The sequence below is a fragment of the Arthrobacter sp. AK01 genome (assembly GCF_021109375.1).
Lineage (GTDB): Bacteria > Actinomycetota > Actinomycetes > Actinomycetales > Micrococcaceae > Arthrobacter.
Genome location: NZ_JAJOHP010000030.1, coordinates 48,823 through 61,736, shown reverse-complemented (window position 1 = coordinate 61,736; position 12,914 = coordinate 48,823). Strand labels below are relative to the sequence as shown.

The 12,914-nt window shown below is 60.1% G+C and carries 11 protein-coding genes; 5 read left to right on the top strand and 6 right to left on the bottom strand.

The features are described 5' to 3' along the window. Positions 1 to 123: 123 nt before the first annotated feature. Genes LN996_RS12435 through LN996_RS12420 form a run of 4 tightly spaced genes read right to left on the bottom strand, consistent with a single transcriptional unit; the run spans position 124 to position 4,203 of the window. Positions 124 to 1,350, bottom strand: a complete 1,227-nt coding sequence (locus tag LN996_RS12435) for an NAD(P)/FAD-dependent oxidoreductase (protein WP_231340692.1) — start codon at positions 1,348 to 1,350, stop codon at positions 124 to 126. Then, on the bottom strand, positions 1,347 to 2,570 hold the full coding sequence (locus LN996_RS12430; RefSeq protein ID WP_231340691.1) for a cytochrome P450: 1,224 nt from the start codon (positions 2,568 to 2,570) through the stop codon (positions 1,347 to 1,349). Before LN996_RS12430 ends, LN996_RS12435 begins: the two co-directional genes overlap by 4 nt. Then, positions 2,567 to 3,973 carry a cytosine permease gene (locus LN996_RS12425; RefSeq protein WP_231340690.1) on the bottom strand — a complete coding sequence of 469 codons (1,407 nt, stop codon included), beginning with the start codon at positions 3,971 to 3,973 and terminating at the stop codon, positions 2,567 to 2,569. Before LN996_RS12425 ends, LN996_RS12430 begins: the two co-directional genes overlap by 4 nt. An 8-nt stretch (positions 3,974 to 3,981) precedes the next feature. Continuing rightward, the gene (locus LN996_RS12420; protein WP_231340689.1) at positions 3,982 to 4,203 is read right to left on the bottom strand and encodes a ferredoxin; all 222 of its coding nucleotides are present in this window, start codon (positions 4,201 to 4,203) and stop codon (positions 3,982 to 3,984) included. A 242-nt stretch (positions 4,204 to 4,445) separates the two neighbouring features. On the opposite strand from LN996_RS12420, the gene LN996_RS12415 reads away from it, so the two are divergent. From LN996_RS12415 to LN996_RS12400, 4 genes are all read left to right on the top strand, one after another. Then, positions 4,446 to 5,882, top strand: a complete 1,437-nt coding sequence (locus LN996_RS12415) for a cytosine permease (protein WP_231340688.1) — start codon at positions 4,446 to 4,448, stop codon at positions 5,880 to 5,882. Between the two features lie 139 nt (positions 5,883 to 6,021). Then, complete coding sequence (locus LN996_RS12410; protein ID WP_231340687.1) at positions 6,022 to 6,720, top strand: aspartate/glutamate racemase family protein; 699 nt, start codon at positions 6,022 to 6,024, stop codon at positions 6,718 to 6,720. 18 nt (positions 6,721 to 6,738) lie between these two features. Next, on the top strand, positions 6,739 to 8,115 hold the full coding sequence (gene allB, locus LN996_RS12405) for an allantoinase AllB (RefSeq protein WP_231340686.1): 1,377 nt from the start codon (positions 6,739 to 6,741) through the stop codon (positions 8,113 to 8,115). Further along, the gene (locus tag LN996_RS12400) at positions 8,112 to 9,350 is read left to right on the top strand and encodes a M20 family metallo-hydrolase (RefSeq protein WP_231340685.1); all 1,239 of its coding nucleotides are present in this window, start codon (positions 8,112 to 8,114) and stop codon (positions 9,348 to 9,350) included. The genes allB and LN996_RS12400 overlap by 4 nt, the downstream gene beginning before the upstream one ends. A gap of 201 nt (positions 9,351 to 9,551) precedes the next feature. Here the strand turns inward: LN996_RS12400 and LN996_RS12395 are convergent, their stop codons facing one another. After that, entirely contained in the window at positions 9,552 to 10,718 is a 1,167-nt protein-coding gene (locus LN996_RS12395) for a mandelate racemase/muconate lactonizing enzyme family protein (protein WP_231340684.1), read from the bottom strand. Next, entirely contained in the window at positions 10,715 to 11,701 is a 987-nt protein-coding gene (locus tag LN996_RS12390) for a hydroxyacid dehydrogenase (RefSeq protein WP_231340683.1), read from the bottom strand. Before LN996_RS12390 ends, LN996_RS12395 begins: the two co-directional genes overlap by 4 nt. A 113-nt stretch (positions 11,702 to 11,814) precedes the next feature. Between LN996_RS12390 and LN996_RS12385 the strand changes: the two genes are divergently transcribed. Continuing rightward, the gene (locus tag LN996_RS12385; protein ID WP_231340682.1) at positions 11,815 to 12,768 is read left to right on the top strand and encodes a LysR family transcriptional regulator; all 954 of its coding nucleotides are present in this window, start codon (positions 11,815 to 11,817) and stop codon (positions 12,766 to 12,768) included. Positions 12,769 to 12,914 lie beyond the last annotated feature (146 nt).

The window sequence follows — 12,914 nt, the reverse complement described above, 5'->3', positions numbered from 1 at the left end:
CCCGTATTATACAACAATTCTTGGCCCCGCCTTTGGCCCTGTTGTTACCCGGGGTTTATTTTTGTGTGCCCGTCCCCGCTTGGGGCGTGCACGTTCTTCCAACGGGCAGGCCCAACACCTGAGCTAAACCCTCGAGAGCACGGCCGGGTTTTGATCTACGCCCAGATCTTCCATGGCTACGCTCCAAGAGGACTGCTGCCGGATGTGCCGACGGGCAACCCCTATCTGTCGTCGCATGTTGATCCCGCAGGCAGCGGAGATCCGGTCACCCGAGCGGGCGAGGGCCAGGAACCCGCCGTCAGGGAGCTCGTCGCGTACCACCATCATCTTGTCCCCAGTTGCCACCCCGACGAATTGTAGGCGTTTGCCGTACAGGTCGGACCAGTAGTACGGGACGGTGTCGAATGGCTCTTTCGCGTCGCTGACGGCGTTGTGCCCCGCGTTAACACCTTGCTCGGAAGCGGCCGTCCAGTGTGGACTTCTAAGCTGCTGGTCAAAGAGTTTGCTGGGCCAGGATGCGATATCGCCAGCTGCGTAGACACCGGGCGCTGCCCGGAGGAATTCGTCGCACACCACTCCGAATCCATCGAGTTCGATGCCTGATCCTGCCAGCCATTCTGTTGCTGGCTCGCCGCCAATTCCGTAGGCGACGACATCGGCGGGGACCATCGACCCGTCGGAGAGCAGGATGGAGGATTCGCTGACCTCGGCGATGCTGCATCCGAGCCTTACGTCTACGCCGTTCGAGCGGTGCAGTTGGACGAGGGCATCGGCCACCTGATCACCGAGTGCCCCGGAGAGTGGCTTCCTTACTGTGCTGATGAGCGTCACGCTTATGCCCCTGGAGCGTGTTGAGCTCGCCAGCTCCGAACCGATGAAACCTGCCCCGAGTATCGCCACGTGCCTGGCGCCGGAAGCGAGGCGTTCCCGAAGCCGCATCCCGTCCGTCACTGTGCGGACAGGGTAGAGATTCTGCTCCTCTCGATTGGTGCTGAAGGTGCGGGAGCGGTAGCCCGTGGCCAGGATGATCGAGGAGTAGTCCAGCCACGCCTGACCCACCCGGACGCGTTTGCCGGGAACATCCAGCTGCTCTGCAGCCTGCCCGAGACGCAGTTCGATGTTGAGTTCGTTTCTGAGCTCGTCGGGGTCGCGAAGGAGCACGTCGGGCGGTGCAGGTGCGGTGATGAAGTCCTTCGACAACGGAGGCCGGTCGTAGGGTGGGTGCTCCTCGTCCCCGATCATCACCAGCGCTCCGGTATAGCCGGCCCGCCTGGCGCCTTCCGCTGCCCGCAGGCCGGCAAGGCCGGCGCCGATGATGATGACGGGCGCGTCAGCGTTCTGTCTCATCATGCCGCCCGCATCTGCACCGTCATGGGGAACCTGGAGTACCCCCAAACGCCGATCCGATCACGTCGGACCACTTGTTCGGTGGCAACCTCAAACGACTCCCAACGGCTTACCGCGTGCTTCAGGACGGTGATCAGTTCCAGACGGGCGAGGTGCTGGCCGAGGCAAGCATGGATACCGCCCCCGAAAGTGATGTGCGGATTGGGTGTCCGGTGGATGTCGAGAACGTCCGGGTCGCTAAACACTCGGGGGTCGCGGTTCGCGGCCAGGATGGCAAGTTGGATGGAGTCTCCGGGGCGGATGACGTGTTCTCCCAGAGATATGTCCTTGACGGCCACACGGCCTGTGAACGGAGAGGGGGTGGCGAAGCGCAGGAACTCCTCGGCGGCTGCAGGGATCAGACTTGGATCGGCTTGGAGTTCCTTCCACACCTGTGGGAATTGCGTCATTGCCTCGAAGGCGGCCGGGATGATCGTGGTTGTTGTTTCGGTTCCCGCGGCGACGAGTTCGATGAGGCGGACAACGGCTTCCTGTTCGGAAAGCAGCGTTCCTTCTTCCATGCCTTGGTACAAACGCTGCAGTACGGTCCCGGCGGGCGCAGTGGAAGCATGGTCCCGAAGCACTCTCTGCAAGTAGTCCTCGAGTGCAGTGGCTGCTTTATCGCTGGCCTCGAGGCTGTCACTGTCCAGGTGCGGTTCCAGTGACCGGGTGAGATCAACGGCCCAATGGTTGAGCTGGAGTGGATCTTCGGCGTCGAAGCCGATCAGCTTGGTGACCACCGCCAACGGTAGCGGCACCGAGATTGAGTCGAGGACGTCAAACCGGGTATCTTCCTCGATGCCCTCAAGCAGCGCGATGACAGTCTGCTCGACTGTCTCAGCGTAGTCCCGTTCTACGGACCGCCGTGTGAGCAGTGGTGCCGTGTGCCGGCGCAGCCGCGGGTGGTCGGGCAGATCCGTGGTGACCAGGGCATTTTCGATTCCGCGGGAGATTGCTGTGCCCTTACCAAATGGGCATTGCTCTGCGTAATCGTTGATTTTGAACAGGCTCGCCTGGGCGTCCTCGAGGTTGTTGAGCACCATAACGACGTCTGCGTGGCGGCTGACGACCCAGCTTCCGGCGCTGTCGGACCAGAACACGGGGTGCTCCTCGCGCATCTTGTTGAAGGCCGGTACAGGGTTCTGATAAAGAGTCGGGTCCGCGAAGTCAAGTGGTTCTTTCATTGTGGGGTCCTTTCGGTGAGTTTGTTGGAGGTGGCTCGTTCTTCCTGGCGGGACAACGCGACAAAGAGCACGGCGGCAACCGTCCCACCGAGAACGATGGACATGTCGATGCCGCCGAGCATTGCGGCTATGGGCCCCTGGTATGAAGCCCCATTCAGTGACAGCAGTGCCACCACTGAGCCGCCGAGCAGCGCGCAGATCCCGGAGAGACGGAATCCGCCTCGATGCCAGTGCGGGCCTCCCTGGGAGGGGTTGGACAGGGCGACGCCGTCGTAGCGACCTTTGCGGCGAACGCTGTCGACGAGATAGATGGCTGTCAGGGGCATTGCCACTGAGCCCAAGCACGTCAGCCCTAGCTGGAGGATGTTCAGGAAGCTGTCCGCGAAGAAGAGCACGTAGACCGTGCCGATAGCCGCGGTTAGACCGAGCCCGGTCACTGCAACCACACGGGACACAGGCACCCCGGCGGCTTGGACAGCAAGGCTTCCTCCGTAGATGGTCATGACTGTGTTCATGATCGAACCAATGACGATGACCACGACGAGCACGGTGCCGAACCATTCTGGAACGAGGTTCATCAGTCCTGTGACGGGTTCGGACATGTCCGTGGCCGTGGCGGCAAGGACGCCTACCAGCTCCAGTCCGACGAGGGGGATCATGCCGCCGAGCCCGACGGCGAGAACGATGGGCTTGCGTCTGGTGGTGCTGGGGATGTGCCGGGCAAAGTCCGCTGCGCTGCCCCAGGACAGCGGCATCGCGATGCACAACGTCAGCGCGACGACGAAGCCTATGACAGGATTCTCCGTCGGGACCGGTTGGAAGGATGCCAGGTCCACTTTTTGGAAGACGAAGAAACCTAGCAGAACGAAAGCAGCAGCGATAACCACGGTGAGCACGCCGCTGGTCTTTACCATCATGTTGTAGCCGTACATTGCCAGTCCCGTGGATGCCAGCACGATGATTCCGCAGACGATAGCCGTCGTGGCGACGTCAGGTGCCATGCCAAGCCGCTCGGCAACGACCAAACCACCCTGCGTACCGATCACGAGATTGACGATGGTGACCAGGGTCGACAGAACGACTACCACGCCGGCCCCAAAGACCTTGTTTCCCCGCATGCCGAAAAGAGCACGCGTGATAATCGATGTTGGCACTCCGGATGCGGCGCCGATACTGGCGAACCAGCCCATGAGGAACATGAGGCTGTTGGCCACAAGAATGACCACCACGGCCTGCCACATGCTCAGGCCGAACACCATGATCGTCGCGCCTATGACAACGTACAGCTGGGTCACATTGGCTGAAAGGAACATGAAAAAGAGGTCACGCGGTCTTCCGGATCGTTGCTCATCGGGGATGAAGCTCGCGCCTTGGACTTCGATGGCAGCTGCGCTTTCCTTCACCTCGGGACCTACGCGTTCTCTGCGGAGGATGAGGGATCGGGTTCAGCGAGGGTGATTGCCTGTGTGGGGCACTGTGCGCAGGCGGCCTGCACTTCGGCGAGCGTTGCGCCGTGCACTTCGGCGATGAGGACGCGAGCAATTCCGTCGTCCTCGATGAGGAAGGCATCGGGGGCGAGCTCCTCGCAGACCCCGTGCCCTGTGCACTTGACCTGATCAACAAATACGCGCATTGGCTGTCCTTAGTTCATGGTGAAGATTGATCGACTGGTTGGGCAAGCCGTGCTGGCGCGCCAACTCATACCCGGAACACTATGGCCCCCGTCACACCCGCGTACATGTCCATGGCGTATAAGTTTCCGTAAAAAGTTGTATGTCATGTACATCGCGGTGAGGTCGGCGTGCGTGGTGAAGTTGCGGGACGCAGAGTAGCCCTCTGCCTCGTTCGTTCCTCTTCGTGCAAGGAGAAATGTCAATGACGACAACAGAAGACCAGCAGGGCCGCAGTCTCCTGAATGAATCCAACGCACCTACGCGTTACGCTCAACGTTCCGTGGGGCCGTTCTCCCTGGCTGCCATCTGGTTTGCCATGGCGATCCAAGTGGCCATATTCATTGCCGCGGGGCAACTGACGGCCAGCTTTCAGGTATGGCAGGTCATCGTGGCCATTGCCGCGGGTTGTACCATCGCCGTCGTCGTGGTGTTTTTCACTCAGAGTGCGGCCATTCGCTGGGGTATCAACTTCACTGTGGCAGCGCGGATGCCGTTTGGTATCCGGGGATCGTTGATCCCCATCGTTGTGAAGGCACTGCTCTCATTGTTTTGGTTCGGCTTTCAGACGTGGCTCGGAGCGCTGGCACTTGATGAAATCACCCGGATCCTCACAGGGTTCTCAAACCTGACCTTGTGGGTGCTAATCTTCGGCGCTGTGCAGGTGGTGACCACCTTCTACGGCATCAGCTTCATCCGGTGGATGAACATCTTTGCCGCACCGGTGTTGCTGGCCATGGGTGTGTTCATGGTCTACCTGATGCTTGATGGCGCCGGAGTGACGCTCCGGGAGGTCATGAACATGGGTGGTGAGACTCCGGGGTTGCCGTTCTCCACGGCGGTCATGATCTTCGTCGGGGGGTGGATTGCCGTGGTGGTGAGCATCCACGACATTGTGAAGGAATGTAAGGTCGCCCCGACTCAGTCCGGGGAAGGCCGGGCCAAGTCCGATGCCAAGTATGCGGCGGCCCAATGGTGGGGAATGGTGCCGGCGTCAGTCATTTTCGGATTTATCGGAGCCGCGTCGATGGTGTTGGTGGGGGAGTGGAACCCGGTGTTCGCCATCACCAAGGTCGTAGGCGAAGTGTCCGTTCCCATGGCCATTCTTTTCCAGGTATTCGTTCTGCTGGCAACCTGGTCCACCAACCCCGCCGCCAATCTCCTGTCTCCTGCTTACACGCTGTGCAGCACCTTCCCCCGCGCTTTCAGCTTCAAGACAGGCGTCATCGTCTCAGGCGCCGTCGGCTTGCTGATGATGCCATGGCAGTTCGCCGACACGCTTAATAGCTTCCTGAACATCCTGGCCAGTGCGCTGGGTCCACTCGCAGGCATCATGATCACCGACTACTTCCTGGTTCGCCGGGGCAGGGTCAGCCTTCAGGACCTGTATCGGACCAAGGGCATCTATACCTATTGGCACGGGTTCAACTGGGTTGCGCTCGCGGTCTACGTGGTTGCCTTGGCCCTGGCCTTCCTGACACCTGACCTCATGTTCATCACTGGCCTTGCTGCCGCAGTGGCTTTGCACTATCCCGCCATGAGGTGGGTGGCGAAGAGGTTCCCGTTGTTCTCCGAGGCGGAAAGCGCGAATGAAGACTACCTGCTGGAACAGGAGGACGGGGAACTTACCACTCACCAATGAAGCCAACAGATAACCAGATAAGCAGTATCTCTTCCCAGAAGGAGTGGAGCGTGTTTGACGTTTCAAAAAACTACCGGGGCGTGGCCCCTGGGCATGTCCCGATCATTCACCTGCAGGAGGGAACACAGTGAGGATCCTCGTGATCAATCCCAACAGTTCCAGCGCCCTTACTGAATCGGTTGCGGACGCAGCGCAACAAGTCGTAGCGCCCGGCACCATAATTTCTGCCATCAACCCGTCCAGAGGACCCGCCGTCATTGAGGGTAGCTATGACGAAGCACTGGCCACCTTCCATCTCGTCGAAGAGGTCGAGCGCGCTGAGCGGGAAAACCCGCCTGACGCCTACGTCATCGCATGTTTCGGGGATCCGGGACTTGACGCGGTCAAGGAGCTGACTGACAGGCCAGTGGTAGGGGTTGCCGAAGCTGCAATCCACATGTCATCGTTCGTCGCGGCCACCTTCTCCATTGTCAGCATCCTTCCGCGGGTCAGGAAACATCTGCACGAACTGGTACGGCAAGCGGGGGCGACGAATCGCCTCGCCTCCATCAAGCTCCCAAACCTGGGGGTGATGGCTTTCCATGAGGACGAACACGCCGCACTGGAGACGCTCAAGCAAGCCGCCAAGGAGGCGGTCCAGGAGGACGGCGCCGAGTCGATAGTGCTCGGATGCGCCGGCATGGTGGGGTTCGCCCGTCAACTGAGCGTTGAGCTCGGCGTTCCTGTCATCGACCCCGTCGAGGCAGCTTGCCGCGTGGCCGAGAGTCTGGTCGCTCTGGGCTACCAGACCAGCAAAGCGAACTCGTATCAAAAACCGACAGAGAAGCAGTACCTCTAGCTAAAAGGAGTGGAATTAGTGTTTGACGTAATAGTTAAGAACTGCCGTCTGGTATCCAGCGACGGAATCACCGAGGCAGACATTCTGGTGAAAGACGGCAAAGTCGCCGCCATCAGCGCGGACACGAGTGATGTCGAGGCCAGCCGAACCATTGACGCGGGCGGCAAGTTCGTGATGCCGGGCGTGGTCGATGAACATGTGCATATCATCGACATGGATCTCAAGAACCGGTACGGCCGCTTCGAACTCGATTCCGAGTCTGCGGCCGTGGGAGGCATCACCACCATCATCGAGATGCCGATCACCTTCCCACCCACCACCACTTTGGACGCCTTCCTCGAAAAGAAGAAGCAGGCGGGGCAGCGGTTGAAAGTTGACTTCGCGCTCTATGGAGGCGGAGTACCGGGAAACCTGCCCGAGATACGCAAAATGCACGACGCCGGCGCTGTGGGCTTCAAGTCAATGATGGCAGCCTCAGTGCCGGGCATGTTCGACGCCGTCAGCGACGGCGAACTGTTCGAAATCTTCCAGGAGATCGCAGCCTGTGGTTCAGTCATCGTGGTCCACGCCGAAAATGAAACGATCATTCAAGCGCTCCAGAAGCAGATCAAAGCCGCTGGCGGCAAGGACATGGCCGCCTACGAGGCATCCCAACCAGTCTTCCAGGAGAACGAGGCCATTCAGCGTGCGTTGCTACTGCAGAAAGAAGCCGGCTGTCGACTCATCGTGCTTCACGTGAGCAACCCTGACGGCGTCGAGCTGATACATAGGGCGCAATCCGAGGGCCAGGACGTCCACTGCGAGTCGGGTCCGCAGTATCTGAATATCACCACGGACGACGCCGAACGAATCGGACCGTATATGAAGGTCGCCCCGCCCGTCCGCTCAGCCGAGATGAACGTCAGATTATGGGAACAACTCGAGAACGGGCTCATCGACACCCTTGGATCTGACCACGGCGGACATCCTGTCGAGGACAAAGAACCCGGCTGGAAGGACGTGTGGAAAGCCGGCAACGGTGCGCTGGGCCTTGAGACATCTCTCCCTATGATGCTGACCAATGGAGTGAACAAGGGCAGGCTATCGTTGGAACGCCTCGTCGAGGTGATGTGCGAGAAACCTGCGGAGCTCTTTGGCATCTATCCGCAGAAGGGCACGCTACAGGTTGGTTCCGACGCCGATCTGCTGATCCTCGATCTGGACATTGACACCAAAGTGGATGCGTCGCAGTTCCGATCCCTGCATAAGTACAGCCCGTTCGACGGGATGCCCGTCACGGGTGCGCCGGTTCTGACGATGGTGCGCGGAACGGTGGTGGCAGAGAAAGGAGAAGTTCTGGTCGAGCAGGGATTCGGCCAGTTCGTCACCCGTCGCGACTACGAGGCGTCGAAGTGACCCTGCAGGAAGCGCAAGCGGAGCGCATTGAGAAAGAGATCCGGGAGCTCTCCCGGTTCTCGGCGGAAGGCCCCGGTGTTACCCGGCTGACCTACACTCCAGAGCACGCCGCCGCTCGGGAAACGCTCATTGCGGCTATGAAAGCCGCCGCCTTGAGCGTTCGTGAAGACGCTCTCGGCAACATTATCGGCCGACGTGAAGGCACTGATCCCGAGCTACCTGCGATCGCGGTGGGTTCACACTTCGATTCTGTCCGAAACGGCGGGATGTTTGATGGCACTGCAGGCGTGGTGTGCGCTCTTGAGGCTGCCCGGGTGTTGCAAGAGAACGGATACGTGAACCGGCATCCTCTCGAATTCATTGCCATCGTTGAGGAGGAAGGGGCCCGCTTCAGCAGTGGCATGTTGGGCGGCCGCGCCATTGCAGGGTTGGTCGCCGACAGGGAACTGGACTCTTTGGTTGATGAGGATGGAGTGTCCGTTAGGCAGGCGGCTACTGCCTTCGGCTTGAAGCCGGGCGAACTGCAGGCTGCAGCCCGCTCCGCGGCGGACATGCGTGCCTTTATCGAACTACACATTGAGCAAGGACCGCTCCTTGAGCAGGAGCAAATAGAGATCGGCGTCGTAACCTCCATCGTTGGCGTTCGCGCATTGCGGGTTGCGGTCAAAGGCAGAAGCGACCACGCCGGCACAACCCCCATGCACCTGCGCCAGGATGCGCTGGTACCCGCCGCCCTTATGGTGCGGGAGGTCAACCGGTTCGTCAACGAGATCGCCGATGGCACAGTGGCTACCGTTGGCCACCTCACAGTGGCCCCCGGTGGAGGCAACCAGGTCCCGGGGGAGGTGGACTTCACACTGGACCTGCGTTCTCCCCATGAGGAGTCGCTCCGCGCGCTGATCGACCGTATCTCGGTCATGGTCGGCGAGGTCGCCTCCCAGTCCGGTGTGGCTGCCGATGTGGATGAATTTTTCAATCTCAGCCCGGTGCAGCTGGCTCCTACCCTGGTGGACGCCGTTCGCGAAGCGGCCTCGGCCCTGGAGTACACACACCGGGATATCAGCAGCGGGGCGGGGCACGACTCGATGTTCATCGCCCAGGTCACGGAGGTCGGAATGGTTTTCGTTCCAAGCCGTGCTGGCCGGAGCCATGTTCCCGAAGAATGGACCGATTTCGATGATCTTCGCAAAGGAACCGAGGTTGTCCTTCGGGTAATGAAGGCACTGGACCGGTAGGAGTGCGGTCACACACCGGCCGCTAGGAGTGAGGGGCTGCGCAAAGGATGTACTTACAGCCCTTCACTCCCACTGTGTCGAGTTATTCAGCGTTTGACGGGTACAGGGCGGTCGGATTTTGGTATTCCCTACCGGCCGCTGGGAAATCGGGCTTGGCGTCTCGCCCCTTTTCCCTTGTATGAATTGGTGGTGGGGAGGGGATTAGATGTGGGATTCGAACCGGATGCGTTCTTCATCGACGGTCACGCCCAAGCCAGGCGCATCCGGCACTGTGGCAATGGCATTGGTGATGGTGAGGCCTTCGACGTAGAGGTCATTGAGGAGTTCGGGGCCGTTGAGTTCTGCGGGGAGGGCCAGTTCCAGATTGCTGAAGAGATGAAGGGAAGCCGCGAACCCGATGCCGCAGTCGGTCAGTCCACTGGCCAGAATTTCCGTGCTGTTGGCGGTGGCGACGGCGGCCGTCTTCATGGCGTTACGGATTCCGCCGGACTTGCAGATCTTGATGACCACCATGTCGGCTGCACCGAGGGCAATAGTCCTGGCTAAGTCCTGCGAGGTAAAGCTGCCCTCGTCGATGGCCACGGGAATCCGGCTCGCGGCTTGGACTCGCTTCATGCCTGCCCAGTCGGTGCTGGGCACGGGCTGTTCCACGCAGAAGAGTCCCGGTACGTCGACAACTCTGTCCAGGAGCCGCATCATGGACGATGGGCTGTACGACTGGTTGGCATCAAGCCATAGTGGTTTGCCGCCGGCGACCTCAGACACAGCGTGAATCGCTTCGGTGTCTGCCCGGACGTCACCGGAAATCTTGACCTTGTAAGCGTGATACTCAGAAGATTCTTCGACTCGTGCAACCATGGCGGCGGGCGTGTCGACGCCGATGGCAGAACACAGTTCCAGCTCGCTGTTGACTTTGCCGCCAAGGAGCGCATGAACGGGGAGTCCCGCTATTTGTCCTGCGGCGTCGTGCATCGCTACATCCACTGCAGCGCGGGCAAAAGGGAATCCATTGGAGACCGAGGGGCTGAGAACCTTGTCGGCCCGGCGGTGGAAGAGTCCTACATCAAAGGGGGAGAGGTCCATGAGCAGAGGGCTGAGGTACTTTTCAATGACAAGTACGATGGTCTCCGGCGTCTCGTAGCTCCAGCTCGGCAGGGCTCTCTGTTCCCCCCAACCAACGTGTCCTGAGTCCGTTGTGAGCTTGACGAAGATGACATCGCCGCATTGGCCTGGGGCACCCACTGCACCGCTTCCGAGGACAAACGAATGTTTGAAGGGTACCTTGACCGCGAAGACCTCTAATGACGCGACGCGGGGCATCCGGTATTGGGTCCGCTCTTCCAGAGTGTCTGAGGGGTACAAGCTCATGCCGACCGGGAGAGCGCGTTGAGATCGACGCAGCTTTCGCCGCGTTGCCCGTATTCGAGCCAACTGACCACGTCCTGGATCACGAAGCCCACCAAGGCCTGGTGCCCCTCTACCGAGTCGCCGGCGATGTGAGGAGTCAGCAGCACGTTGGGTGAGGCTGTGTAGTTGGCTGACAATGCGGGAGGTGACTGCGGGTAGACGTCCAAGGCCGCAAAAACCCTGCCGTTGGAAAGCTCGGCCTCAAGTGCGTCGTAGTCCATCGTGGGACCGGTTGACGAATTGATCAGCAGTGCGCCGTCCGGCATGGACTTGATGTGCTCGCTGGTGATCATTCCTTCCGTGGCGGGAAGATTAGGAACGTGCAGGGAGACGATGGGCGCGCGGACAACTTCCTCGAGTTCGCCGCGGCGTACGCCCAGCTGGCGTGCCTTCGCGTCAGAAAGGTAGGGATCATAGACCACTACGTCACAATGAAAAGGCTTCAGAAGCAAGATGAAAGCCCGTGCCGTGGAGCTGGCGCCCACGATTCCTACGGTCTTGCCCGTCAGTTCCCGTCCGCGCACGTTCGCGGGTTTCCATTCGTCCGCCCGCATTGCCTGATCAAACGCCGGCAGCCTTCGGAGCATGGTCAAGGTTGCAGCGAGGCAGTACTCGCCAACCGATTCGGCGATTCGAACACCTGCGGAAAACACTGCGAGGTTCATGTCGAAAGTATCTGGATCAAGCACGTTCTTTACGGTGCCTGCTGCGTGGGCGATGATCTTCGGCGCGGCAGCGTCTGAGAGCATAGCCGCCGTCAGCTTGGGCGTTCCCCAGCTGGTAACCACAACATCGCTTCCCGGAAGCAAACGGGCCAGTTCGTCGGCGTCAAAGGTGTCCGATCCCCAGCGAACATCAAATCGTTCGTCCAGCCGGAGCCTGGTCGCGGCATCGCACACGTCCTCGGCTCGCTGCGGGTTCATGGCCATAACTAGAGTCGTCATCGGATCCTTCAAACTGTGTGATGTGGGCAACTTCTGAGGTGATGAATCCACGGTAAATCGAGGTCGTCATACGTGTCCAAGCGTTTTTATGCATCCGGTGATACGCTCAATGCATGAGCCCAACCCTGTCCCAACTCAAGGGATTCGTTGCCGTTGCGGAAGAGCTGCACTTTGGCAGAGCCGCCGAAAGGCTCCACTTAACGCAACCAACGTTGACCCGAAACATTCAAAACCTGGAGCGGGCGGTGCATGCCAAGCTCCTGGAACGTGGAGGAAAGGAGATCTCCCTAACAGTCGCCGGGGCCTTGGTTTTGGCTGATGCACGAAGGATCATTTCCATTGCGGAGGCGCTTCCACAGCTTGCCCATAAAGCAGAAGCGGGCGAGGTCGGTACGCTGCGCCTCGCGTTCACTGCGATGGGCGCGTATGCAGTCCTTAATGAGTTTCTGACCTATGTCAACAATCTCTTCCCATCGGTGGACATCAACATCGTGGAGATGGTGAGCGAGGCCCAATTCGAAGCACTGGCAAACGGAGAACTGGACGTGGGCTTGGCGCGACCCGCGGTTCCTGAGATGTTCGGATCCAGGCACCTTCACTCCGAAGAAATGGTTGCGGCGCTGCCCGCCGGTCATGGGCTGGCCGATGCCCCCGGGCCGCTGACTCTCGAGGGCGCAATGGTTGGCGACTACATTGCCTACAGCAGCCTCGACCAGAAGTACTTCCACGATATGTGCGCCACTATGCTGAACCTGGATCGCTTCTTGACATCCCATAGTGTGTCCGAGATACCGGCCATGCTGGCATTGGTCCGCGCCGGTAGAGGGATGGCCCTTGTTCCCAAGTCCGCGACGCTTTTGAGAGTGGACGGCGTCGTCTACCGGGAGCTGGACCCGGTGGAGTCCCGGCGGGTAAGTCTCAGCGTCTGCTGGAACCCGGACAACAGCAATCCGGCCTTGCGTGCCCTGCTCCCGCATCTGGACCGCATGCCAACCTACGGATCTCCCATAACGGACAGCGAATCGATTCAGGAGCTCGTATCAATGGGAGCTCCTGACACGCGTTAGGCAAGCCCGGCACCTGTGATGCCCTTTCCCGGAAGTTCGTCGGCGATAGACCGGTATCCGAATGCCAGGTCGTCGGCGTGGTCCTTCGTAACGTCACCCTATGGTGCAATGCGTCAACACCGGACACGGTCTTCACGAAGATGCCT

Bases quoted from the DNA above. Each gene is read 5' to 3' on its own strand.
- LN996_RS12385 (WP_231340682.1), top strand. From the start codon at position 11,815: ATGAGCCCAACCCTGTCCCAACTCAAGGGATTCGTTGCCGTTGCGGAA.
- LN996_RS12395 (WP_231340684.1), bottom strand. From the start codon at position 10,718: ATGAGCTTGTACCCCTCAGACACTCTGGAAGAGCGGACCCAATACCGG.
- LN996_RS12420 (WP_231340689.1), bottom strand. From the start codon at position 4,203: ATGCGCGTATTTGTTGATCAGGTCAAGTGCACAGGGCACGGGGTCTGC.
- LN996_RS12435 (WP_231340692.1), bottom strand. From the start codon at position 1,350: ATGATGAGACAGAACGCTGACGCGCCCGTCATCATCATCGGCGCCGGC.
- LN996_RS12390 (WP_231340683.1), bottom strand. From the start codon at position 11,701: ATGACGACTCTAGTTATGGCCATGAACCCGCAGCGAGCCGAGGACGTG.
- LN996_RS12415 (WP_231340688.1), top strand. From the start codon at position 4,446: ATGACGACAACAGAAGACCAGCAGGGCCGCAGTCTCCTGAATGAATCC.
- LN996_RS12430 (WP_231340691.1), bottom strand. From the start codon at position 2,570: ATGAAAGAACCACTTGACTTCGCGGACCCGACTCTTTATCAGAACCCT.